Genomic DNA, 25,824 nt, shown 5'->3' on the forward strand with positions numbered 1-25,824 from the left:
GGGAAACCAAGTCTTAATAGGGCGACTAGTTGCATGCTGTAGACCCGAAACCGGGTGACCTATCCATGGCCAGGTTGAAGCGAGGGTAAAACCTCGTGGAGGACCGAACCACGTTGCTGTTGAAAAAGCATGGGATGAGCTGTGGATAGCGGAGAAATTCCAATCGAACTCGGATATAGCTGGTTCTTCTCGAAATAGCTTTAGGGCTAGCGTCGGAAAATGTGAGTAGTGGAGGTAGAGCACTGAATAGGCTAGGGGGCATAGCGCTTACCGAACCTTATCAAACTCCGAATGCCATATACTATCAGTCCGGCAGTCAGACTGTGAAAGATAAGTTCCATGGTCAAAAGGGAAACAGCCCAGATCGTCAGCTAAGGTCCCAAAGTGTAAGTTAAGTGGAAAAGGATGTGGGATTTCTAAGACAACTAGGATGTTGGCTTAGAAGCAGCCACTCATTAAAAGAGTGCGTAATAGCTCACTAGTCAAGAGATCCTGCGCCGAAAATGTCCGGGGCTCAAACTTACCACCGAAGCTACGGGTTCACAATTTATTGTGAGCGGTAGAGGAGCGTCGTAATCGGGCTGAAGTCGTACCGTAAGGAGCGGTGGACTGATTACGAGTGAGAATGTTGGCATTAGTAGCGAGATGTAAGTGAGAATCTTACAGGCCGAATATCTAAGGTTTCCTGAGTAAAGTTTGTCTTCTCAGGGTTAGTCGGGACCTAAGGCGAGGCCGAAAGGCGTAGTCGATGGACAATTGGTTGATATTCCAATACCACTACAATCGTTATTATCGATGGTGTGACGGAGAAGGATAGGATGTGCTAGCTATTGGATGCTAGTCTAAGCGTTTAGGGAGTTAGGATAGGCAAATCCGTTCTAACAATTCTGAGGCGTGATGGGGAAGGTTCTACGGAACCGAAGTATCTGATTCCATGCTTCCAAGAAAAGCATCTAGAAAGAGAAGTAGTGCCCGTACCGCAAACCGACACAGGTAGATGAGGAGAGAATCCTAAGGCCGACGGAAGAATTGCAGTTAAGGAACTAGGCAAATTGACCCCGTAACTTCGGGAGAAGGGGTGCCTGCAGCAATGCAGGCCGCAGAGAATAGGCACAAGCAACTGTTTAACAAAAACACAGGTCTCTGCTAAAGCGTAAGCTGATGTATAGGGGCTGACGCCTGCCCGGTGCTGGAAGGTTAAGGGGAATGCTTAGCGGTAACGCGAAGGTGTGAACTTAAGCCCCAGTAAACGGCGGCCGTAACTATAACGGTCCTAAGGTAGCGAAATTCCTTGTCAGGTAAGTTCTGACCCGCACGAATGGCGTAATGACTTGTGCACTGTCTCAACTGCAAATCCGGCGAAGTTGTAGTGCGAGTGAAGATGCTCGCTACCCGCGATTGGACGGAAAGACCCCGTAGAGCTTTACTGTAGCTTAGCATTGAATTTCGGTATTGTCTGTACAGGATAGGTGGGAGACTGGGAAACCAGAGCGTCAGCTTTGGTGGAGTCGTTGTTGGGATACCACCCTGATAGTATTGAAGTTCTAACTGGATGCCATGAAACTGGTGACAGGACATTGTTAGGTGGGCAGTTTGACTGGGGCGGTCGCCTCCTAAAATGTAACGGAGGCGCCCAAAGGTTCCCTCAGAACGGTCGGAAATCGTTCGAAGAGTGCAAAGGCAGAAGGGAGCCTGACTGCGACACCTACAAGTGGAGCAGGGACGAAAGTCGGGCTTAGTGATCCGGTGGTACCTCGTGGGAGGGCCATCGCTCAACGGATAAAAGCTACCTCGGGGATAACAGGCTGATCTCCCCCAAGAGTTCACATCGACGGGGAGGTTTGGCACCTCGATGTCGGCTCGTCGCATCCTGGGGCTGAAGTAGGTCCCAAGGGTTGGGCTGTTCGCCCATTAAAGCGGCACGCGAGCTGGGTTCAGAACGTCGTGAGACAGTTCGGTCCCTATCCGTCGCGGGCGTAGGAAATTTGAGAGGAGCTGTCCTTAGTACGAGAGGACCGGGATGGACTGACCTATGGTGTACCAGTTGTTTCGCCAGAAGCATAGCTGGGTAGCTAAGTCGGGAATGGATAAACGCTGAAAGCATCTAAGTGTGAAGCCAACCTCAAGATTAGATTTCCCATAGCGTAAGCTAGTAAGACCCTTGAAGACTACAAGGTTGATAGGTCAGAGGTGTAAGTATGGTAACATATTTAGCTGACTGATACTAATAGGTCGAGGGCTTGACCAATATATAATCAAGTTGTAAATATACATTAATTTTGTATGCAATTTTGAAAGAACATAGTTTTTTCAATTAAGTAATTACAGTAATTTGATTCATGTAAAATAGTATAAGCGATAGATTTGGGTTGTTTTTTCTAAGGAAACACTAACTCACATGCGTTCGTTGGTGTGCTAATTTACACGAAATCAAAAGGAAAACAAATCACTAAAGTGATTTGCATAAGTTCGTCTAACTAAATCAAAGATTTAGAGACTCACTTAATCTCGTGACGATGGCATAGAGGTAACACTCCTTCCCATTCCGAACAGGACAGTTAAGGTCTATAGCGCCGATGGTACTGCACGGGTGACTGTGTGGCAGAGTAGGACGTTGCGAGGTAAAACAAGGTTTACTAGCTCAGTTGGTAGAGCACATGACTTTTAATCATGGTGTCCCGGGTTCGATTCCCGGGTAAGCCACCAATACTTTTAAAAACTTGCTTAGTATTTATATAAAGAGCTTTTACTTAATGTAAAGGCTCTTTTTACGTAAGAAATTAAATATTTACGTGCGTAGAAAATCTAAGGTATGAAGAAAACTATATGAAGAAAACTGGTGGCTGACGCCACAAAAAAGGCACGAAGTGCTCTTTAAACAATAGATTGAATTGAGTAATACTGAAATAAACATTTCTACTACATATTTAAACATAAAGAGTTAAAGCTTATGCAATGTTTATAATTTTTTTCTATAAACTTTTGCAACACTTTTCTAAGTTGGATTGTATTAATAATATAAGGCACAATAAAAAAGAATAATTAGTCCATGGGCCAGTCTATATTCCATCATGCTGCTTAGGCAGATAACCTTAATAAGTCCGGTCAACTATGAGAGCTATCTGTCTTCTTGCCTGAAGAAATATATTCATGGCAGCTTTGGATTTATTATTTTCTTTCATGTGCCTAAAAGGAAAAATTAAGACGTAAGCACATAAAAATAAATGTAATTTTATTTTTGATTGTGGCTAACTTAGAAGGAGAAGATGATATTATGAAAAAAATAATGATAGGCGTATTAACAGCAGTGACAATTATGGGGATGTCAGCTCAAGCATTTGCAGCAGATATAGACATTCAAAAATCAAAGTCAGAGGTTATTGAAAATGCTTTTCCAATATCAACCTATGCACCTAAGGATGTAGATATTAACAAGGTAACAATTTGCGGGGAAAATATTGAGCTTGGAAGAAATGGTGTTTTAATATATAAAGGCAAAATTATGGTTCCACTTAAATATACAGCAGAAAGTATTGGTTTTAAGGTTGGGGCAGATAAGGATAATAAAATTATAAGTTTAGATAATGGTAAAATTAAAACAAATGTTTATGTGGGAGAGGATAGTTATTATTATTCAAGCGGTAATGATATAGGATTAACTATGATGCATAAATTAGGTGCAGATCCTATAATAGTTGATAAGACTGTATATGTTCCAATTAATTTTTATAATTTTCTATTTAATGATAATAAAACAGTAGGAAGTTTTTTTGTAAGGGATAAAGATGGACAATGGGTATATTCACTTAATGGAGAGCTTAAAACTGGATGGAAGTTAATAAATAATAAGTGGTATTTTATGAATAATAATGGCATAATGCAAAGAGGCTGGATTAAAACCAATGGTATTTGGTATTATTTATTAAATAATGGAGAAATGGCTGTAAATACATTAACTCCAGATGGGTATAAAGTAGATAAAAATGGCGCGTGGGATGGTAAGCCTGCAACTAAAGTAACTCAAAACCCAGATTCATTAGATATAATAAATCCTATTGAAGGTTTTGACACTATAGCTGAAGCTCAAAAAGCACTAAAATTTAAAGTTACAGTACCAAAAGAATTATTAGGTAAATACAATATAAAATATATAAATACTATATCAAGAAATTTATTTCAAATATGTTATATAAGTAAACAAAGTGATATTATATTTAGAATGGGACAAGATACTCAGGATATAAGTGGTGACTATAATAACTATAAGACTAATACTATTGTAAATATAAATGGTAACAAGATTAAATTAAAAGGTGATGACAAGCTTATAAAAGTTGCAACTTGGAATATAAATAACATGTCATATTCTATATCAGTTAATGATGGTATGAAACAAGATGACATTATTAAAATAATTAAAAGTGCTTTTTAATTATATATTCTAATAAATAATCTTCGTTAGATATTATAATAAATATCAATTAAATAAATGAAGTTAATTAGAACTTATATATTGCAAAAAGTTTAAATAAAAGTAACATAAGTAGAGACAAGAATAATAAGGAAGAGTTTATTTTGGGTTATTACAAAATTACTATTAATATATTGTGCTACTGGATGGAAGGATGTTTTTAATGAAAGAGGTTTCATTGCGTACGGATGAAATTATTTCACAAGATTTAGAGCATTATGGAGACATGCTACTGAGACTTGCATTTTCATACATGAAAAATATATATGACGCAGAAGATGCAGTTCAAGATGTCTTTGTGCAATTGCTTAAAAATATAGAGATATTTGAAAGCGAAGACCATAAAAAGCATTGGCTTATTTGTGTTACCAGAAATATCTGCAAAAATAAATTGAAATCTGCCTGGTTTAAAAAGCATGTAGAATTAACGGACATGCCTTATTATGATGAATATAAGGACAGTAATGTTTTAAAACAGGTTATGAAGCTCCCACTAAAATATAGGGAGATTATTCACTTATATTATTACGAAGGATATAATACGGTTGAAATATCAAATATAGTAGATAGGAAAGAAGCAACAGTGAGATCATTACTTAGCAGAGGAAGAAACATGTTGAAAAAAGAGCTAAAGGAGGAGTATGATTTTGAATAAGAAATATAAAGATGAAATAAATAAAATACGAATGAATGATGATATGAAAAAAAGAATACTCCAAAATGTTTTAGCTGCAAATGAAAATGACAATAGTGCAGAACAAAATATAAAAGTTAAAAATATTATACCAAAAGTAAAGAAATATAATAACATTAAAAGAAATATGCAGATGGTAGCAGCATGTAGCGCAGTGTTCATATGTTTAAGTGTAGCTAAAAATTATCCTATGCTTTTAAAAGATACACCTAATGATTTAGCTCAAAAAGAAACAACAAAAAGTCAAGATGACGAAAATAATGACTTGAAAACTAGTGAGAATAATGAATTTGTTTCTAGTAAAGATAGCAAAGAAATCTCTAATAATAATCATAAGGAAGAGCAAGCCTTAGTACAAAATGATAATGGTGATAGTTATGTGAAAGAACAGAGTAATACTAACTCAAAAATTGGGCAAGAAGAAAAGAGCAAAGATAATTTAAAATTAAGCTCAGCCTCAGAGACACAGAAAAGTCAAACATCGCAAAATGAGGTAGATAAAAGCCAAGAATTATTAAATAATAATGACAAAGTCATAGAAAATTCAAATATTTCATTAAAAACAAATCCAGAAGAAAATAATTATAATAAGAAAAATGAAAATCCAACAAGCACAGAGTCAAAAACAGTAGATGAAGAGGTAAAAGAAAATAAGATACCTGAAAATGATTCGGACAATAGTGTTTTAGGAACAGAATCTGTTGTAGAACAAGCTGTGATTTATGATCAAGAATATAAGACCTTAGAGGAAGCAGAAAAAGCATTAAATTTAAAAGTAAATCCATTAAAAACATTACCTAAAGACCTTAAAATGGAAAGCATAAGTGTTATATCAAATGAAATAATACAAGTAAAGTATAATAACAATATAATTTTTAGAGCAGGTAAAGGCATTGATAATATAAGTGGAGATTATAGTGTTTATCAAGTTAAGGATACAGCCAAAGTTAATGGAATAAACATAACTTTGGAAGGAAACAAAAGTAAAGAATATAATTTAGCTACATGGGAAAAGGATGGTATATCATATTCAATTTCAGCAGAAAATGGTATTGATGAAAAAACTATATTGAATATGATATTGTAGGCATATTAAATTTAAAAGTATAAAAAGACAAGATAACATAGATTAAGGCTGGTCGTAAAGAGTATAACCATATAAGAGGTTGAAAACTAGAAAGAACCTAGTTTTCAGCCTTTTAATTTTAAATTTTAAGCAATAGTATAATTAGTAATATTTTTGGAAGTAAGCTCAGCTCAGCCTTTTTAGCAAAAGCACCAGCATTAGTTGTAAAAATGGTATAGATATTTCAAAAGCTAATTATAATCAAATAATTAGCAATTTATCAAAAGAAATAAAGGTATTTTCTATAGCTTGTAGAAACATATATTAAATAGGTTCAGGAGTTTAAGATATGCATTGCCTTGGGTGAATATATAATTATCTTTCAATTTCATTATCTTTTGCCAGACGGAAAAGGTTATTCAGTTGATGTTTATGATGTTGATTTTTCAGATCGTGAGTATTTTAAAAAATCAATAAATGGTGAATCGTATATTTCAGATATTATTATGGATAGAACAACAGGCAAACCATGTGTATATTATGCAGTACCTATCTTTAAAGAGAATAAAGTTATTGCATCTGTTGCTTTGGGGATATATACAGATCAATATAATGGTATGTTAGATTTATCTTTTTTTGATAATGAAGCAGTTTCCTTAGTGGTGGATCATACTGGCCAAGTTGTTATTCATGGTAAATTAGATGACGCTTTTAATGCTCATAGTAATATATTTGATGGGTTGAATGCAGATAAATCGGACATTGAAAAAATGAAAGAGAATATGCAATTAGGAAAAGCCAATAAAATTATTTTTAATGAGGGAATTGAAGAAAGACATCTTATTTATACACCTGTAGGAATTAAAGATTGGTATATTGTTACACTAATACCAAATGATATTATTGATATGAGGTCACAGTCAGTTCAAAATGAAGCTATATTACTTGCGGTAGCGTTCACCTCTGTGTTACTTGGATTAATTCTTTATATAAGCATAGAAGAGAAAAAACATATGAAGGAAAATCAAAGTAATCAAAATAAATTGATAAAATTATCCATTGCTGTTGAACAAAGTCCGGTTAGCATTGTTATGGCAAATCTTGAAGGTAATATTGAATATGCAAATCAAGCGGCCTGTCGTATTACTGGATATAATATGGATGAATTAATTGGGAAAAATCCCAATGTGCTTAAATCCGGGGAGACATCTTCAGACGAATATAAGGAACTATGGGATATAATAAGTCATGGTAGTGAATGGCGAGGCACATTTCATAATAAACGTAAAAATGGACAATTTTACTGGGAATCGGCAATTATTGCCCCTATTATTAATTCGGAAAATCAAATTATAAACTATTTAGCAATAAAAGAGGATATAACAGCAAGAAAAATGATAGAAGATGAGCTGCTTAAATTTAAAACAGTTTCAGAACAGGCTAATTATGGCATATGCATTACAGATTTAAAAGGTATGCTGATTTATGTGAATGATTGATTTGCACAGATGCATAAGTGGAATAAAGAGGAACTCCTTGGGCAAAATTTAAGAATAGTACATAGTAGTAAAGAATCAAAACATATTTATGATATTATTGATACAATTCAAAATAAAGGTGGTTTATTAGCAGAGAAAATAGACCATGTTACAAAAGAAGGCGTGGAATTTCCTGCTCTAATGAGTGCAAAATTAGTCTTAGATAGTAATGGAACACCTCAATTTATGTCGGCTACTATTATTGACATATCAGAGCTCAAGAAAAAAGATGCAGAAATTAATAAATTTAATATTGCAATGAAGCAAAGTCCAGTAGCGTTTGTAATTACTGATGTAAATGCAAATATTCTTTATGCAAATCCAGTTTTTGAAAATATAACAGGTTATACTCTGGAAGAAGTAATAGGGAAAAATACCAATATATTAAAGTCTGGGGAAACTAGTAAGGAATTGTATAAAGAACTTTGGAGAACAATTGAATCAGGTAAAACATGGAATGGAAAATGGGTTAATAAAAAGAAAAATGGTGAAAATTATAATGAAAAAATTTCCATTACACCTATTTTTGATGAATATGGGAATGTTACGAGTTACTTAGTTGTAAAAGAGGACGTTACAGAACTTATGCAGTCAGAACAAAATCGTATTGCGAGGGAAGTTGCTGAGAAAGCAAATGAGTCTAAAACAGCATTTTTATCAAACATGAGCCATGAGATTCGGACACCGCTGAATGCCATTATTGGATTTGCACAAATTTTACGGCGTGATGGGTCCTTTTCGCCTAAACAGACTCAGCAGATTTATATGATTTTAAGAAGTAGTGAACATTTACTTAAACTTATTAATAGTATTTTGGATCTATCAAAAATTGAATCTGGAAAAATCAGTATTAATAATAATAAGTTTTGTCTCCATGATTTGTTACAAGATTTAAAGATGATGTTTAATGTTCAATCACAAGTTAAAAATATAAAATTTGATATTGTTATTGGAGAGGATGTGCCAAAGTATATATTATCCGATGAGGGAAGAATTCGTCAACTGCTAATAAACATTCTGGGGAATTCTATGAAATTCACACAAAAAGGTGGAATTACTCTTAAAGTTTCAGCAAAGGGGACAAAAGACACAAATAAATTCTTTCTAGAATTTGAAGTGAGGGATACAGGAATTGGGATTGCACCAGGAGAGATTAAATATGTTTTTGAGAGCTTTCATCAAGCTCAGGCTGGAGTTAAAGCAGGCGGAACTGGACTCGGTTTAAGTATATCAAAACATTTTGTTGAACTTATGGGAGGGAAAATAAGTGTAGAAAGTCATTTAAATAAAGGCTCGATTTTCAGAGTTAGTTTACCTATTATTAGAGTAGAAAAGCATATAAATGAGCCTACAGAATCTTATGAAAATGTTATAGGTATAAAGCCAGGAATAGAACCTTATCGTGTGCTTATTGCGGATGATCAAGTAAATAATAGAAATATGTTAGTAGAAGTATTAGAACCTATTGGTTTTCAGACAAGGGAAGCAAGTAATGGACAAGAGGCAATTGATGTTTCTAAAAAGTGGCAGCCCCATTGTATACTGATGGATATTCAAATGCCTATAATGGATGGTTATGAAGCAATTAAACAGATTAAAGGAACTAAGTTAGGTCAAGAGACTTTAGTAATTGCAGTTACAGCTAGTGTTTTTGAAGAAGAAGCTGAAAAAGTAATGGAAACAGGTGCAGATTTCTTCTTAAGAAAGCCTTTTAAATTAGAAGAACTTTACAAAATGATAAAGTCAATAGAAGAATTAGTCCAAGAAAAGTTAAAGGAAATTTCAAATTCCCAAATGGCCACCTTGACAGCAATTTCAAAACTAGCAGAATATAGAGATGAGGATACAGGGAAACATATTGAGAGAACACAGCTTTTTTGCAGTATATTAGCTAAAGAGCTACGTAAGAATCCATCGTATAACAAGGTTATTACAGATGAGTTTGTTAAAAATATTTTTTATGCAGCTTCTCTTCATGACGTTGGTAAGATTGGAATTCCAGATCAAATTCTGCTGAAAAAAGGGAAACTGACAATTGATGAATTTGAAATCATGAAAAAACATGTCATTATTGGAAAGGAAGCTCTTCAAGAAGTATTAGATAAATATCCGAAAAATGAATTTATTAAACTTGGTATTGAACTTACCGCATTCCATCATGAAAAATGGAATGGAAATGGCTATCCAGATGGTTTATCGGGAAATAACATTCCAATTTCAGCTAGAATTATGGCTCTTGTAGATGTATATGATGCATTGCGTTCCAGAAGGTCATACAAAGAAGGATTTTCTCATAGTAAAAGTATAGAGATTATAAAAGAGGGAGCAGGTAAACATTTTGATCCAGACGTTTTGAACGCCTTTTTAGCAATAGAATCCCAATTTGAGGACATTTTTGATCAAAAGTAACAAACTTTTAGGTAGCCAATTTATATTAAATTGGTATTTTGCTCAATCCAGTAATATTCTCTAAATGATAATTTAACCACTACATTTTTATCGTGGTTAAATTATCATTTAGAAATGCGTTGAGAGAAACAAGATTTTCTATAGACAAGCATTGAACTAAATTCATATATTTAGTACAGTGCTTTTTTGTTAAGTAAAATTTAAAGAATACATTTAGTTTAATATAAATTGAGAAAAAAAGAAATTAAATGGGCATTTAGAAAATTACATTTTTACGTAGTTTTTTGATTATAACCAATTAAATCAGGTGATAATAATGAATGACAATTGAAATTTGATAGAGATATATTTGATGTCAACAATGGAATTTGCTGGTTTTACATAGAATCAAGTATTAAATTAGATATAAACCGTTAACATTTGAACTCTATATGAAAAAAATGTCTAATTGTAGCAAAAGGTGGTTTTGACCTCAAAAGATACCTAGCTTATAATTACAATACCCTATGGGTGACATAAGCAACTATAATGCTAAAATAAATAAGTTGCAAAAAACACACAAGGAGTGGTTAATTGTTTAAATTAAAAAGACATATTATAAGACGATATATGTTCTTAGAAATATGTTTTATTGGCATTGGATTGAACTGTTTAAATATTGAAGCAGAAAGTATTCAAATAAATAAATATGTTGCAGGAAAATACCAAGAAAGTTCTAAAATAGAGAATTATTATATTGAAGAACTTGAAAGTACTGTTGAAGAAGATAATAAGGAAGAATATAGTGAAATTTCACATGATACACCACATGAGACACAAGTAGAACCGGAAGAGCGTAAAAATACAGCAACGCAATCTCAGGAAAATCAAAATTCTTTAGGGATACCGATTCAAGCTGAATTAACTGCATACTGCAATGATCCAAGATGTTCAGAAGAATGGGGATCACAAACAGCAATGCAAACAAGAACAAGATTGGGTGTTATTGCAGCTCCGTCAAATATACCTCTTGGAAGTAAAATTTATATTCCAGAGTTAAAAAATTATAAAGCAGATGGTATGTTTGATGTAGAAGATAGAGGTGGAGCAATTAAAGTAAAAAAAGATGGTACTTACGTAATCGATGTCTGGGTACCAACTTATAAAGAAGCAGAAGAATTTGGAAGAAAAAAAACTACAATTTATTTGATAGAAAACTATTAAATTTTGAAATATGCAGTTAACTATTAAATATTAGTACATTATTTAAAGGTATTCTGTATTATGTGTCGAAATGTGTTATATAGATTTATTTATAAGGTTATAAAATATATTTTTTGGAAGGTGATTTTTATGTATTTAACTTGGGATTGTAGTTTGGATATAGGAATTGATAGCATTGATAATCAGCATAAAGAATTATTTAATTATTTGGATCAATTATTGACATCTATTCAAGACGGAAAAAGTAATGATGAGGTTAGTAAAACTCTAGATTTTCTTGAGGAATATGTAGTTAAGCATTTTAATGAAGAAGAAGAAATTCAAAATAAAACAAATTATCCTTTATTGGATATACAACGTGCACAACATGAAGATTTTAAACGTGATCTTAAAGAATTCAGAAGAATTTTTGAAACTCATGGAGCATCAACAGTATTGGCTTTAAATATTCAGAAAAACCTAGTTAATTGGTTAACAAATCATATAATGAATTTAGATAAAGATTTAGGAGACTTTTTGATTGAAATTGGCCATAATAAATAACTTGGGAAAAAAGTTGGACTAAAGCAATCTAATTTTTATCTGATAGCTAGCATCCGTAACACTCCCACTTGAAGAAGTGGGAGTGTTACGGATGCTAGTTCCTGGACATTATGACCCTTGAGGTTATAAGTTCAACTAAGATTCAAATGGGGATCAAACCCCGCCTGAATCAAGTTTCACTTGATTATGATTGATTTATTGCATCAAAAGAAGATATAATGTAACGAGGATTACATCTAAATATGAATAAATTAAACGAAAATTGTTTATTGGAAAGGTAATAATTAAATGAAAGAAGTATTGGTCAAATCATTAGGATTTATTTGTATTATGATGCTGGGATACATACTTAAGAAAAAGGGCTTTTTTAAAAAAGAAGATGGACTTTTTTTATCTAAGATAGTGATGAATATAACATTACCAGCGGCATTAATTGCTGGGGCAAGCAGTATGAATATAAATTATGTAGCAATTATTATTATTTTAGTAGGTCTAATTAGTAATTTATTTGATATTGTTTTTGTAAAATCTATAGAACGTAGAAAGTCTCCAGTTGAAAAGGCCATAGGGATGATTAATTGTTCGGGTTATAATGTAGGTAACTTTGCTATTCCATTCGCTGCAAGTTTTTTTGAGCCAACAGCTCTTCTTTATATGTGTATGTTTGATATGGGGAATTCTTGTATGGTACTTGGGGGCTCCTATGCATTGGCTAAAAATGAAGTAGATGGAAGTGGAAGACTAGATATTAAAAAGTTAGTAAAGACCTTATTAAGGTCAGTTCCCTTTGATGTCTTGATATTTTTATTCATTATGTCAGCATTAAAAATATCAATTCCAAAAGAAGTTACGACTATTGCTTCTATGATTGGATCTGCTAATGCGTTTCTTGCAATGCTAATGATAGGAATTATATTAGAAATTAATATTACAAGGAATCAAGCAAAAGGAGTTACTAAATTGCTCGGAATTAGATATTTAGGTAATATAATTCTTAGTTGCATTGTATATGCTTTTTTACCAGTTCCGATTTTAGCAAAACAAATGATTGTGGTTGTTCTATTTTCTCCATTGTCTACAATATCAGCAGTATATAGTAAACTAATAGACTCAGATAATCCAATTCCAGCTTTAGCTAATTCCATTAGTATCATATTAGGAATTTTCATAATGACTGGTTTGTTGATTGTTTTTACATAAGGTAATTGAAAGTTGTTCATTGATAAAATAAAGGGATTTAAATCTATTAGTAATTAGAATGGATGTAGAGAATGAGTCAACGTGTTGACGCAAACTGACTTCAGATGTACTACAAAATGTATTAATATTAAAAGATTACTTTTCAGGAGGATACAAATGAAAATAATAGAAGTAGTTGCAGCAATTATAAAACATGATGATAAGATATTTGTTACTCGCCGTAGTTATGGTGAGTTTGAGAATATGTGGGAATTCCCTGGTGGGAAAATGGAAATGGGAGAAACAAGAGAAGAAGCGCTAAAACGTGAAATCAAAGAAGAGCTAGAGTTAGATATTGATATTTCTAAATATTTAACAACTGTTGACTATGATTATCCTACATTCCATCTTACAATGCACTGTTTTATATGCACTATAAGTGGTGGAGAATTACAATTAAATGCTCATAATGATGCTAAATGGACAACCTTAGAAGAGTTAGATCAACTTAATTGGGTACCAGCAGATATATTAGTAATTGAAAAACTTAAGCAGATAAGTGATTTGGTTTCTTGAACTTAGTTAACTCATTCATGAGTTAATCTCATTAAAAATTGATTTAGTGTGAATAGGTTAAGCGACCATCATCAAATTTTTGATGATGGTCGCTTACTCTGTGAGTACTCCTATGACTTTAGGAATAGGAGTTTCATACATATGGGAGATAACCGTTGAACGCTCCTAGACTAAGTGCCCCTGCAGTTACATCGCACCATTATGAAATAATATAGTCAAAAATATCTTCTCTCACAGGTGTATATAATTGATATTTAATTTCTACAGCAGTTTTATTAGTGTTTCCCATTACAATAGGGTTAGGGCTTCCGACAGCCTTAATTTTTCCTAGATAATAAAATTCTTTTGAAGCTTTATCATCTTTATTTTTCCTTACAAATAAATTCATTTCAACTCCATCTTTTTCAGCATTATATGCTTGCAGTACATCAGCAGAATTTTCTGTTCTACCTGATTTAGATATTGCAATTAATTGAGCGGGGGATTCAAATCTATCTTCATAATTTATAGTATCACTAATATCTTCAGATTTATTATAATTAATGAATACTGGATAGGTTTTGGTTTTTTTATCAAATTTATATCCACCAATATTAAGTGCCACTTCACCTTTGTCCCAGTCTAATAATCTACAAACATCGTCATAAGTATATTTTTGATATAGTTGAAAGCTTGTATCCATATAACGGTTATTGTAAAAATTCTTAAATCTATCTATGCCAAACTCAATTAGTTCTATAACAATTTCTTTAAATTCTGGACATTTTAAGTTTTCCATAAAAACATCTGAGATTTTATAGTCTAGGTCATATTCTTCTAAGAAAATACAATCACTATACGTATTCTTAGCACTTCCACTAGCAAATTGATTTGTAAGAACATTAACTAGAGAGGTCTCTGTATTATCCTTAAAATTTATATTATACTCTTCTTTTAGAATATTCTTTAGCTTGGACATCAAATCAACCTTATAATTTATTGCACATTTAATCATTTCTAATTCATGAATTCTCTTTCCAGAAGCAAGTTTCATAGAAATAAATTCTATAAAAGATTCTTGAACAGAGTTAAGATCTATATCATATTCTTTTTCATATTTTGTTAAAAATTTATGATATGACCCGAGACTTTTATTATCAAAAATCCTTAAAGGATCAATGGAATCATGTAAATCAAAATCTTTTAAATTAGGAATTTTGCCTAACTTTTGTTTTAAACTAGTATAACTTTCCTTAATAAGTTTTATATCATTAAAGTTAGCCTTATCAATAGATTCAAAAATACGTTTTTTAGAGATTTCATCAAAATTCACAGTAGAGCAACCAGGAATTATTCGATTTCCTTCCATTACATATTTTCTAATATTGTCTTTATTATAGGTTCTGTCACCTGAAAGTGCGATTGGAATTAAAAAGTTACTATTATAATTTCCAACAAAGTCTATAATAACTACAAATTCTTTATTATTATATTTTCTAAGACCACGACCTAATTGTTGTATAAAAATTATAGCTGATTTAGTAGCTCTAAGCATAACAACTTGATTAATTGCAGGAATGTCTACTCCTTCATTGAAAATATCGACTGTAAAAATATAATCTAAACAATTAGGAGTTTCATCTTGTTCTAAGCGTGAAATAGCTTCTTCACGTTCTGCTTGAGTATTTTCGCCTGTTAATGCTACAGTCCTTAAACCACGTTCATTAAATTTAATAGATAGTTCTTTTGCTTCCTTTTTATCACTACAAAATATTAGTCCTTTTACTTTATCTCCGCAATATCCATAGAAATTAATTTTACTTAAAATATGATTAACTCTTTCATCATCTACTAAATATTTGAATTCTGTATTATTATCTAAAGCATTACCATCTATAGATATATCTGTAATTCCAAAATAGTGAAATGGACAAAGTAAATTTTCTTCTAAAGCCTGTTGTAGACGAATTTCATATGCCACATTATAATCAAAAAGTTTGAAAATATCAAAGTCATCAGTTCTTTCCGGCGTAGCTGTCATCCCCAGTAGAAATTTAGGCTCAAAATAATCCATGATTTTTTGATAGCTCATGGCACCAGCCTTATGAACTTCATCAATTACAATATAGTCAAATTCATCCTTAGGAAAGCTAGATAATATATCATCCTTTGATAAAGTCTGCACTGTTGAGAAAATGAATTCATTATCTGTATTTTTTGAGGTACCTGAAAGAATTCCCATACTTTTAGTATCACCAAAAACATTTATATAGCTATTCAAGGCTTGTTTTGCAATTTGTTCTCTATGTACAATAAACAACGCTCTTTTAGGATTAAAATTCCGAACATCAAAGGCTGATAAATAAGTTTTTCCTGTACCAGTAGCCGAAATTAATAATGATTTCTTAGCTCCATTTAATCGTATATTATCTAATGATTGAATTGCAGATACCTGCATTTTATTTGGCTTTAGTGTATATTGAGATATTCTTGGAACACTACTTTTTCTAAAAGATTCTCTTTTTTGTAAATATATCTTTTCATAAGCTTCAAGCCACTCTAAAGTTAAATTATCAGCTTCATTCCACATATATTCAAATTCATTTAATACTTCTTCTGTTAAAGCACCTTCCTCTAATGAAGATAATTTTATATTCCATTCTTTATTTTTAGTTAATGCTGATTGAGTTAAATTAGAACTACCAACAATAATATTATAATGATCAGAATGTTTGAAAATATAGCCTTTAGTGTGAAAATTATCGCTGCAATACATTTTGATATTAATATTAGAAAACTCTAAAAGTTTCTTTAATGACTTAGGTTCACTAAAATTCAAATAGTCTGTAGTTAGAATTCTACCTTGAATCTTATTTTTTTCTAAATACTTTAAAGTTTCTAAAAGGGGAGTTATGCCACTGCTTGTAATAAAAGCTACAGAAATCATGAACTCATTACATTTTGTAAGCTCTTGACAAATATCACTTAAAACTTTGTTACCTTTGCTGTAATCATTTATAAGAAGCTTAGGCCTAAGTGCTAAATTAGAATCTATTAAGTTATTTATTAAGCCTGTTTCATTTGCTTTTAAAATATTATTTGCAATATTATAGTTGGCATCATTATTATTTATATCTATTGGTTTAAAATTTATAGAAGATTTTAATATATCAGTAGTATCTATGTTAGTTAAATTACTCATACGTACCCTTCCTTAAATAGGTGATTATCCTTAAATAAATAATCAATTTATATTTTTTCTTAATACAGCTGTATTTCATCTACATTTTACCTGAGTAAGTTCTTTTCATATAAGCACAACTAAAATTTAGAGTTGGAACAACCACATGAACTAAGTTTTATTTGATATTATAACATATATGTATAATTCTCACTTCAACAATAGTGATAAAACTCATGGGAGTAAATTGTATATTAAACAAATCTAGAAAATAAATATTAGATATTTTGTGAAAAGGAACATATGTACGTATAAAATTTGTAGTGTTGGAAATAATTATAGTATATACCTATGAGTATTGAAAACTGAAGTTATGTTATAATGAGGATATCAAAATGAGTCATAAGAATGGTCAAGACAATTAAAGAAAATATATTTAATAATATTAAATTACACAAAAGGAGATTTTGATATGAATGAGATAAAAAAAGATAAAAATAAATTTTATATTGGGGAAAATAGTCAAAATGCACTAGCAGAAATTACGTTCGTTCCAGAGGGTGAGAGTAAAATTATTGTTAATCACACTTATGTTTCTGAGTCTTTAAGAGGTCAAGGAATAGCTTTGAAATTAGTTGAAAAGGTGATAGAGTATGCTCGTCAAGAAAATATAAAAATTATTCCTTTGTGTTCTTACGTAGAAAAAGTTATGACACGAAATGATAAATATAAAGATGTGTTATCTGAAAAATAAACTTTTAGATAAAGATTGCAGAAACTATTATGGTAAAAATGCCTTTATATATACAAATCATAATAAAGATTTGAAGGTTTATATATAAATCTACACATAGATTAAAAATTTCATAGAAGAAAGAAACTAATTTATTGATAAAGTAACAATGATGACTCAAAACTTAAACTTTTGTAATTAATTATATAAAAACATGGAAAATGAATAATATTTTGTATAGAAATATGATATATACACAAAATTATACATTTGGGTTTTCGTTTTAATTTATAGTAATATACAATGAGAAGACTTGTAACCGTTTTGTCCAATAGCTAGCATCCGTAGCACTCCACTTCTTCAAGTTGTAGATGACGGCTGCACGCTCCTGGACATTGTGACCCTTGTGGTTATAGGTTCAACTAAGATTCAGATAGGGATCAAATCCCACCTGAATCAAGTTTCACTTTATTAATGATTGCAAAGTAAGAAAGGATGGTAATGACAATGACAGAAATACTTAAAGACTTACAACCAGTTGAAGTATTTAAATACTTTGAAAGACTATCACAGATTCCAAGAGGGTCTGGAAATGAAAAAGAGATTAGTGATTATTTGGTATCCTTTGCTAAGGAGCATAATCTAGAATATGTTCAGGATACTGCATTAAATGTTGTTATAAAAAAGAAGGCAACAGAAGGATATGAGAAGAGTCCAGCTATTGTTTTGCAAGGACATATGGATATGGTATGTGAAAAGGATGTAGATATAGATCATGATTTTAATAAGGATCCACTTAAGTTAAGAATAGTTGATGACATGGTTTATGCAACTGGTACAACTTTAGGAGCAGATAATGGAATTGCAGTTGCAATGGGACTTGCAATTTTGGCTTCTCATGAATATGAACATCCAGCTATAGAATTACTTGTTACAACTTCAGAAGAAACAGGAATGGATGGTGCAATGGCATTAGATCCTAAAAATATAGAAGGAAGAACACTTATTAACATAGACTCTGAAGAAGAGGGTGTTATACTAGTAAGTTGTGCTGGTGGAGTTACATCTAGAACAACAATTCCTACAATATCAGAAGCAGTAGATGCAAACCTTGTCCCATATATGGTTAAAATAAGAGGACTAAAAGGTGGTCACTCTGGAATAGAAATAAATAAAGAAAGAGGAAACTCTAATAAATTAATGGGACGTGTACTTATGTCTATTTTATCTGAAGTAGATTTTAGACTAAGTTCATTAAACGGTGGATCAAAGCACAATGCTATTCCACGTGAGACAGATGCTGTTATTTTAGTAAGAGCAGAGGATAAAGCTTTAGTTGAGAAAAAAATATCTGAGTGTGGAGAAGCATTTAAAACAGAATTGAGAACATCAGATTCTGACGCACGCGCAGAATTTGAAATTTTAACAACTTTACCTGAAGAAATGTTTTCAAAAGAATCAACTAATAATATAGTTAACTACTTATACTTAATTTTAAATGGAGTTACTTCTATGAGTATGGATATTAATGGGTTAGTAGAAAGCTCATTAAACCTTGGAGTAATTACTACTAATAAAGATTCTATAGAATTTATAAGCTCAATCAGAAGTTCTGTTAGAAGCTTAAAAGATGAATTATATAACAGAATAGTTGTAACTGCTAAACTAAATGGCGGAAATGTTGTTTCTGAATCTGGTTATCCTGAATGGGCATATAATCCTAATTCAAAAATAAGAGAAATTTTTGAAGATGTATATGAAAAAATAAACGGAAAGAAACCTGAGATAAATGCAATACACGCTGGACTTGAGTGTGGATTATTTGCAGAAAAATTTGGAGAAATGGATGCAGTTTCGTTTGGTCCAAACCTATATGATGTTCACACTACAAGTGAACACATGAGTATTTCTTCAGTTAAGAGAATGTGGGAATACTTATTGGAAGTATTGAAGAATATAAAATAATTTTAATATTTATTTTCACTAAAACAATATATCCTCGTCATTCCCTAAATAAGGGTTGGCTTTGCTGTATTTATGAGTTGCAAGAATTAATTTTCTTGCAGCTCATATTTTTTTATATTAAGTTTAAGTTTGATTTTCATTTTAGTTGGTTGTAGCAGAGGAGTTAAAGAAATAATTAAATTTAAGACAATAAGTTTATTTAGGCAAATAAAAATCTATGGATGGATAGATTTATTGACTATGATTATAATTTGTATTATATTAAAAATATGGGAAACTATTTACGGAATTATCAATACATATTCAAAAACATTGATAATTCGATTATTGGGGGGCTATAAATGAAAGAAATTAATATGAAATATGGGCAAGGTGTAATGAGGGCTTTTATTGAAGAAAAAAATCTGATCAAGGTAATTGAAAGCAATGATTTTAAACAAGAAAAGACAGAAGATGAAATTATTTCGGAAGCATTATATAATCCTATTGATAGCAATAGACTTAAAGATATAGTGCATACAGGAGAAACAGTTTGTATAATAATTTCGGATATTACAAGAAGCTGGCAAAAGCCATATAAATTTTTATATAAAATTGTAGAGGAGCTGAATGCAGGTGGAGTTAGGGATGAAGATATTATATTCCTATCTGCTCAGGGCACTCACAGAAAACATACAAGGGAAGAACATGAAATACTTCTTGGGGAAAAGTTATCAAAAAGGTTTGAAGTTTATGACCATGATTGTTTTGATGAAGAAGGTATGGTATATCTAGGTGATACAAGCTATGGAACACCTGTTATGGTAAACAAAAAAGCTGTTATGTGTGATCATATAGTTATTACAGGAGCTATTATTTATCATTTTCTTGTTGGCTGGTCAGGAGGGAAAAAGTCTATACTTCCTGGTATTTCGTCCTTTAAGTCAATATCAGCAAATCACTCACTTTCTTTGAATGAAGGACTTGGAAGTGGTACAAGAGATGTTGTATGCTCAGGCAATATTATAGAAAATCCTGTACATGATGATATGATGCAGGCGGCTGCTATGGTAAAGCCTACCTTCATGTTTAATGTAGTAATGGGACCAGATGGCAATATAGCTGGTGCGGTTTCTGGAAATTATATAACAGCTCATGAAGCAGGAAGAAAATTAGTAGATAGTATTGATGGAGTTAATATAGAAAAGAAATCGGATATAGTTATTGCAAGTGCAGGCGGAGCTCCAAAGGATATAAATCTTTATCAATCCATAAAAACCCTAATAAATGCAAAAGAGGCAGTAGTGGATGGAGGTACTATAATTGTACTTGCAGAGTGTAGTGAAGGCATTGGTGAAATTAAAGATATTAAGGATATGATACTTAATTTTGATAATATGATTGATAGGGAAAAAGATCTTAGAAAAAATTATACTATTTCAAAATTCGTGGGATACTTTTTCTGTGAGACTGGAGAAAAGTATAAATTAATTTTAGTATCGGAAATTGACCCGATTCTACTTAAAAATACAAAAATTATTTTGACCAAAACATTGGAAGAGGCGCTTAAAATTGCGTATAACGGTAAAAATAAAAATCTTACAGTGAACCTTATGCCTCATGGAGCTACTACGCTTCCAAAGCTAGTTAAATATGGACGGATATAATCTTCTGCCTAGACAAATAGCACTTAATGTGAATGGAAACAAATCAAAATAAACCTTTAAGGATTTGTGAGCAACAAATATAAAAAAATCAGTTAGATCAATTTTTGTTGGCAAGTCTCCCTACTAGGGTGACTTTGAAAGCTGCGAAATATTTAATCATATAACAACCTCAGCCGTTTGGACTTCATAAGTACATCCTGCAGGTCTTTGTGAAGTCCAAATGACTGAACTTAATATTCAAAACTTGTTCTGGCAATTTTGTCATTGCATTTCTATAAGTTTTTCGCATCCTCATACCTTAAACCCTGCATATACTTCATTAATAATTTAGTTTTATTTAAAAATAGGGCATATTATGTATCTTAAATTCTATATCTACATTCATGTTTAAAATACCTTTCACCATATATTCATATTTTCAAACTGACCACAAATATGACAATGATTAACCAATCTATCTCCATATACATAATCATGTTTGGAAAAGGCAAAAGATTTCTACATATAACGAAAAGCATCTTTATTTTTGAAAATTTATTATAAGAATCGAATTTTTTAGAAATACTACTTTTAAGAGGTGATTTTAATGATTTTAATTAAGAATGCTGATACATATAGTCCAGAACATATAGGTAAGAGGGATATCTTAACGACTTTTGATAAAATTGCATATATTTCAGAAGAAATTAAATTACCATCTAGTAACTTTCCAGAAACTAAGATTATAGATGGATCAAAGTTAAAGGCTATTCCAGGAATTATTGATTTACATGTTCATATAACTGGAGGAGGAGGAGAAGGGGGATTTACTAGTAGAGCTCCAGAACTTATGCTTACACAACTTACTACAAATGGTGTTACAACCTGTATTGGTCTACTTGGTACCGATGGTATTACAAGAAGCATGGGAAATCTTATTGCAAAAGCAAGAAGTTTAGAACTAGAGGGATTAAGCACTTATGTTTGGACTGGTTCCTATAAGGTGCCAACTAGAACAATTACCGATAGTGTTAGAGGAGATATTATATTAGTTGATAAAATAATAGGTGTAGGAGAAATTGCAATTTCTGATCATAGATCAAGTCAACCATCAGATCAAGATTTAATCCATTTAGCTACAGAAGCACGACTAGGCGGTATGCTTTCTGGTAAATGTGGAATACTCCATGTGCATGTTGGAGATGGTAAAAATGGAATAAATCCATTGTTTTACATGAGAAAAAATTCAGAAATACCTTTTAGTAATATTTTACCTACCCATATAAATAGAAATTCTTTAGTTTTTAAACAAGCGATTGAGTATGCAATGGATGGTGGATTTGTCGATATAACTACAAGCATAAGGCCAGAAGGAAACGATGAAGTAGATCCTGTAGATGCGTTTTTAGAACTTTTAAAACACAATATTTCACCTTATCAAATTACAATGAGTTCAGATTCTGGGGGTAGTTCTCCTATATTTAATAAAGAGGGGAACCTAACAAAATTTGGAGTTGGATCACCAAGTTCTAATATTGAAATTTTACAAAATTGCATTAAAGCTGGAATATCTATGGAGTTAGCTCTTATTCCATTTACTTCTTCACCTGCCAAGTTACTTAAGTTAAATGGAAAGGGTAACTTAACTGAGGGAGCTAGTTCAGACATAATTCTGTTAGATGAGAATTTAAAAATTCATTCGGTTATATGCAAAGGTAAGCTTATGGTTTATAATTATAAACCCATTGTATTTGGCGCCTTTGAGAATAATAAGTAATTATTATAGAGATTATATGATTATTATAGGATTCTACAATGAGAATCGAACTAATGTGTGGAATTTTAATGATCAATTATCAATACTCAATGTTCAATAATTGACAATTGAGCATTGACAATTTGTAATTTAAATTCTCATTAAGGAACCCTATAAGGCTTATCAGATAATATAAACAATATATATATATAATTTAGATAAGGAGTGCTGTTTATGGATTTTCATAATATTCAACGCCAAGAAATAGAAAAAATTTATGGTAAGATTAGCCCATTTGAATTTAAAAATAAATTGATTAACCTAGCACAAGCACAAATAGAAAAGAGTGCTCATACACTATTAGATGCTGGACGCGGAAATCCAAATTGGACAGCAGCAACACCGAGGGAAGCCTTTTTTAATTTTGGTATTTTTGCTGTAGAAGAAACAAGACGAGTTTGGAATGATGGTGATTTGGCCGGTATGCCAAGAAAAGAAGGAATTGCTAACAGGCTTTATGAATATTTGCAAAAACATAAAGATATGCCAGGAACAACACTTTTAACAAATATAATTGATTATGGAATTAAGCGTCAAGGTTTTGATGCTGATAGGTGGGTATTTGAGCTAGCTGATGCAATTATTGGTGATAATTATCCAGTACCAGATAGAATGCTGATTCATATTGAAAGCATTGTTCATGAATATCTTGTTCAAGAGCTCTGCTATAACAAACCTCCTGTTGGCAGATTTAATATTTTTGCAGTAGAGGGTGCTACAGCAGCAATGTGCTATATATTTGATAGTCTAATAGCTAACGAACTGTTAGTACCAGGAGACAAAATAGCATTAATGGTCCCAGTTTTTACACCTTATCTTGAAATACCACATTTGCCTCGTTATAATTTTGATGTTGTATATGTTAGCGCAATAGAGCTAACAAATGATGGAACTCACACTTGGCAATATCCTAAATCAGAACTTAATAAGCTTAAGGATTCTAGCATAAAGGCTTTGTTTGTTGTTAATCCTAGCAATCCTCCGTCAGTTGCAATTAAACCTGATACAGTTGAACAATTAGTACATATAGTAGAGAACTGTAACCCAAAGTTAATGATTATTTCTGATGATGTATATTGTACATTTGTTGATAATTTTCGTTCACTGATGGCTGACTTACCTTATAATACAATAGGTGTTTATTCATTCTCAAAATACTTTGGAGTAACGGGCTGGAGACTCGGAACTATAGTCCTTCAAGAATACAACATATTTGATAAATTATTAAAGGAACTGTCAGAGGAAAAAAAGATTGAGCTAAGGCAGCGCTATGGAGCACTTTCGATTCATCCTGATGACATAGCATTTATAGATAGAATAGTAGCAGATAGTCGTCAAGTTGCTCTTAACCATACAGCAGGATTATCAACACCTCAGCAAGTTCAAATGGCTTTTTTCTGTGCTTTTGCGTTGCTTGACAAGGAAAATAAATATAAAAAGCAGACAAAGGATATTTGCAGACGTAGGCAAAAACTTCTTTTCAAAGGGCTAGGTTTAGATTTAATGAATAATCCTTATGATGCTGCCTACTACACGGAATTTGATTTGTTAGAATGGGCTATTTGTTATTATGGGCATGAATTTGGAGAATATTTGCAAAAAGAATATAAACCAGTAGATATTTTATATAAATTAGCTGAAGAATCATCTATAGTATTATTAAGTGGTGGTGGCTTCCAAGGTCCAGAATGGTCTATTAGAATATCTCTAGCAAATCTTAATGATGAAGCTTATTCAAAAATTGGTGAAGCACTTCATAAAATATTAGAGGAATATGTAGCTTCTTGGAAAGGTTCAGTTAAATAGATAGTAAAGATTGTAACCTCAATGTTTCAAAGTTCTAAAGTATCTACAATAAAAATAAGACTTCTTAAGTAAAAGTTTTAAAATAAAACTATAATAAAGACATAATATTATAAGTGTAAACATATATATATGAGTGAGAGATTTACTTTAATAAAAAAGGTGGTAATATATAATGAATAAAAAGATTAAAATACTACTTGTGAGTACACTTATATTTAGTTCAATTTTATTGATTTCACCATTAGCTACAACAAAGACATATTCAGCAGTAAGAAATGAATGGAAGTATGATGTTTATTTTGCAACTCATGCTGGGATTAAAATTGAAACATGGAATTATTATGGAAATGATGAGAAACCTAAAGAAGGATGGTTTTGTGTAGATAGTAAATGGTATTATGGAGATCAAGAACATTTCGATAATTATTATGGTATTTATATAGATAAGTGGGCCCCAACCTATTATAAAGAGTATGTTGATAGTAATAATGTTTGGCATCAAGAGTTTGGTAATTTTGATTATTATTGTGGTTCAGATGGAGCTATGAAAACTGGTTGGTTTCAGGCATATTCTCAAAAAGACAGCGATTATAAAAAATACGGTTTAAATTGGTACTACGCTGGATTAGATGGAAAAATATTAAAAGATATGTATACTCCAGATGGCTATTGGGTTAATTCTGAAGGTATTTGGAAATAGAAGCAAATTCAGTTCGCTCATACCAAGCTTGGCAGGTTGCTTAAAATCTAAAGTTAAAGAGACTAGTTACAAAATTATAAGTAAGTAACTAGTCTCTTTAATTGTATAGATAATTATTAATTAAATGTTTGCTGTATTTAACACCTTACAGTGCAAAGGATAACCATCTATAAATAATTAGCCATCAACTTTCACATAATATAAGTATACTAGATTTCCAGATAAGGACGATATAGAAAAAACAATATGTTTCTAAAAAAAACAAATGACTAAAAAGTATTTCATGTTACTAAATTTTTAGAATAATATAAGTTTCTACCATATTGTGATATAGTAAAGT

The 25,824-nt window shown here is 31.6% G+C and carries 16 protein-coding genes, 1 tRNA gene and 2 rRNA genes (1 of these 19 cut by a window edge); 18 read left to right on the plus strand and 1 reads right to left on the minus strand.

Annotated elements, in window-relative coordinates; translation table 11 throughout:
- The 12 genes from DIC82_12085 to mutT all read left to right on the plus strand — a co-directional run.
- Positions 1–2,249, plus strand: a 23S ribosomal RNA gene (locus DIC82_12085); it begins 663 nt to the left of the window's first position.
- A 257-nt stretch (positions 2,250–2,506) separates the two neighbouring features.
- Positions 2,507–2,623 (plus strand): 5S ribosomal RNA (gene rrf, locus DIC82_12090).
- A 7-nt stretch (positions 2,624–2,630) separates the two neighbouring features.
- Positions 2,631–2,706: transfer RNA gene (locus DIC82_12095), tRNA-Lys, on the plus strand.
- Positions 2,707–3,274: 568 nt separating this feature from the next.
- Positions 3,275–4,432 carry a cell wall-binding protein gene (locus tag DIC82_12100; protein ID AWK51709.1) on the plus strand — a complete coding sequence of 386 codons (1,158 nt, stop codon included), beginning with the start codon at positions 3,275–3,277 and terminating at the stop codon, positions 4,430–4,432.
- Positions 4,433–4,634: 202 nt separating this feature from the next.
- Positions 4,635–5,126 carry an RNA polymerase subunit sigma-24 gene (locus tag DIC82_12105; protein AWK51710.1) on the plus strand — a complete coding sequence of 164 codons (492 nt, stop codon included), beginning with the start codon at positions 4,635–4,637 and terminating at the stop codon, positions 5,124–5,126.
- Positions 5,113–6,252, plus strand: coding sequence for a hypothetical protein (locus DIC82_12110; protein AWK51711.1), 1,140 nt, complete (start codon positions 5,113–5,115; stop codon positions 6,250–6,252). Before DIC82_12105 ends, DIC82_12110 begins: the two co-directional genes overlap by 14 nt.
- Positions 6,253–6,590: 338 nt before the next feature.
- Positions 6,591–7,730 (plus strand): hypothetical protein, encoded by a 1,140-nt coding sequence (locus tag DIC82_12115; protein AWK51712.1) that lies wholly within the window; start codon positions 6,591–6,593, stop codon positions 7,728–7,730.
- A 9-nt stretch (positions 7,731–7,739) separates the two neighbouring features.
- Positions 7,740–10,178, plus strand: a complete 2,439-nt coding sequence (locus DIC82_12120) for a hypothetical protein (GenBank protein AWK51713.1) — start codon at positions 7,740–7,742, stop codon at positions 10,176–10,178.
- Between the two features lie 609 nt (positions 10,179–10,787).
- Positions 10,788–11,381 carry a hypothetical protein gene (locus DIC82_12125; protein ID AWK53084.1) on the plus strand — a complete coding sequence of 198 codons (594 nt, stop codon included), beginning with the start codon at positions 10,788–10,790 and terminating at the stop codon, positions 11,379–11,381.
- A gap of 129 nt (positions 11,382–11,510) precedes the next feature.
- Complete coding sequence (locus DIC82_12130; protein ID AWK51714.1) at positions 11,511–11,924, plus strand: hemerythrin; 414 nt, start codon at positions 11,511–11,513, stop codon at positions 11,922–11,924.
- Between the two features lie 288 nt (positions 11,925–12,212).
- Positions 12,213–13,124, plus strand: a complete 912-nt coding sequence (locus DIC82_12135) for a transporter (protein ID AWK51715.1) — start codon at positions 12,213–12,215, stop codon at positions 13,122–13,124.
- A 156-nt stretch (positions 13,125–13,280) separates the two neighbouring features.
- A complete protein-coding gene (gene mutT, locus DIC82_12140) occupies positions 13,281–13,679 on the plus strand; it encodes an 8-oxo-dGTP diphosphatase MutT (GenBank protein AWK51716.1) in 399 nt (132 codons plus the stop codon).
- Positions 13,680–13,878: 199 nt separating this feature from the next.
- Here the strand turns inward: mutT and DIC82_12145 are convergent, their stop codons facing one another.
- On the minus strand, positions 13,879–16,860 hold the full coding sequence (locus DIC82_12145; GenBank protein AWK51717.1) for an NgoFVII family restriction endonuclease: 2,982 nt from the start codon (positions 16,858–16,860) through the stop codon (positions 13,879–13,881).
- A 451-nt stretch (positions 16,861–17,311) separates the two neighbouring features.
- Here DIC82_12145 and DIC82_12150 point away from each other — a divergent pair, with 451 nt between their 5' ends.
- The 6 genes from DIC82_12150 to DIC82_12175 all read left to right on the plus strand — a co-directional run bounded on the left by DIC82_12150 (position 17,312) and on the right by DIC82_12175 (position 25,484).
- Positions 17,312–17,593, plus strand: a complete 282-nt coding sequence (locus DIC82_12150; GenBank protein AWK51718.1) for a GNAT family N-acetyltransferase — start codon at positions 17,312–17,314, stop codon at positions 17,591–17,593.
- Positions 17,594–18,079: 486 nt separating this feature from the next.
- Complete coding sequence (locus DIC82_12155; GenBank protein AWK51719.1) at positions 18,080–19,537, plus strand: aminoacyl-histidine dipeptidase; 1,458 nt, start codon at positions 18,080–18,082, stop codon at positions 19,535–19,537.
- Positions 19,538–19,878: 341 nt separating this feature from the next.
- A complete protein-coding gene (gene larA, locus DIC82_12160; GenBank protein AWK51720.1) occupies positions 19,879–21,183 on the plus strand; it encodes a nickel-dependent lactate racemase in 1,305 nt (434 codons plus the stop codon).
- Positions 21,184–21,769: 586 nt separating this feature from the next.
- On the plus strand, positions 21,770–22,939 hold the full coding sequence (locus tag DIC82_12165) for a beta-aspartyl-peptidase (protein AWK51721.1): 1,170 nt from the start codon (positions 21,770–21,772) through the stop codon (positions 22,937–22,939).
- A gap of 213 nt (positions 22,940–23,152) precedes the next feature.
- Positions 23,153–24,784 carry an aspartate 4-decarboxylase gene (locus tag DIC82_12170; protein AWK51722.1) on the plus strand — a complete coding sequence of 544 codons (1,632 nt, stop codon included), beginning with the start codon at positions 23,153–23,155 and terminating at the stop codon, positions 24,782–24,784.
- 172 nt (positions 24,785–24,956) lie between these two features.
- Positions 24,957–25,484 carry a hypothetical protein gene (locus DIC82_12175; protein ID AWK51723.1) on the plus strand — a complete coding sequence of 176 codons (528 nt, stop codon included), beginning with the start codon at positions 24,957–24,959 and terminating at the stop codon, positions 25,482–25,484.
- Positions 25,485–25,824 lie beyond the last annotated feature (340 nt).

Source organism: Clostridium beijerinckii, from assembly GCA_003129525.1.
GTDB classification, from domain to species: domain Bacteria; phylum Bacillota; class Clostridia; order Clostridiales; family Clostridiaceae; genus Clostridium; species Clostridium beijerinckii_D.

Coding starts and splice junctions, on each gene's coding strand:
- DIC82_12100 (AWK51709.1), top strand. CDS start 3,275: ATGAAAAAAATAATGATAGGCGTATTAACAGCAGTGACAATTATGGGG.
- DIC82_12105 (AWK51710.1), top strand. CDS start 4,635: ATGAAAGAGGTTTCATTGCGTACGGATGAAATTATTTCACAAGATTTA.
- DIC82_12110 (AWK51711.1), top strand. CDS start 5,113: ATGATTTTGAATAAGAAATATAAAGATGAAATAAATAAAATACGAATG.
- DIC82_12120 (AWK51713.1), top strand. CDS start 7,740: ATGCATAAGTGGAATAAAGAGGAACTCCTTGGGCAAAATTTAAGAATA.
- DIC82_12125 (AWK53084.1), top strand. CDS start 10,788: ATGTTCTTAGAAATATGTTTTATTGGCATTGGATTGAACTGTTTAAAT.
- DIC82_12130 (AWK51714.1), top strand. CDS start 11,511: ATGTATTTAACTTGGGATTGTAGTTTGGATATAGGAATTGATAGCATT.
- DIC82_12135 (AWK51715.1), top strand. CDS start 12,213: ATGAAAGAAGTATTGGTCAAATCATTAGGATTTATTTGTATTATGATG.
- mutT (AWK51716.1), top strand. CDS start 13,281: ATGAAAATAATAGAAGTAGTTGCAGCAATTATAAAACATGATGATAAG.
- DIC82_12145 (AWK51717.1), bottom strand. CDS start 16,860: ATGAGTAATTTAACTAACATAGATACTACTGATATATTAAAATCTTCT.
- DIC82_12150 (AWK51718.1), top strand. CDS start 17,312: ATGAATGAGATAAAAAAAGATAAAAATAAATTTTATATTGGGGAAAAT.
- DIC82_12155 (AWK51719.1), top strand. CDS start 18,080: ATGACAGAAATACTTAAAGACTTACAACCAGTTGAAGTATTTAAATAC.
- larA (AWK51720.1), top strand. CDS start 19,879: ATGAAAGAAATTAATATGAAATATGGGCAAGGTGTAATGAGGGCTTTT.
- DIC82_12165 (AWK51721.1), top strand. CDS start 21,770: ATGATTTTAATTAAGAATGCTGATACATATAGTCCAGAACATATAGGT.
- DIC82_12170 (AWK51722.1), top strand. CDS start 23,153: ATGGATTTTCATAATATTCAACGCCAAGAAATAGAAAAAATTTATGGT.
- DIC82_12175 (AWK51723.1), top strand. CDS start 24,957: ATGAATAAAAAGATTAAAATACTACTTGTGAGTACACTTATATTTAGT.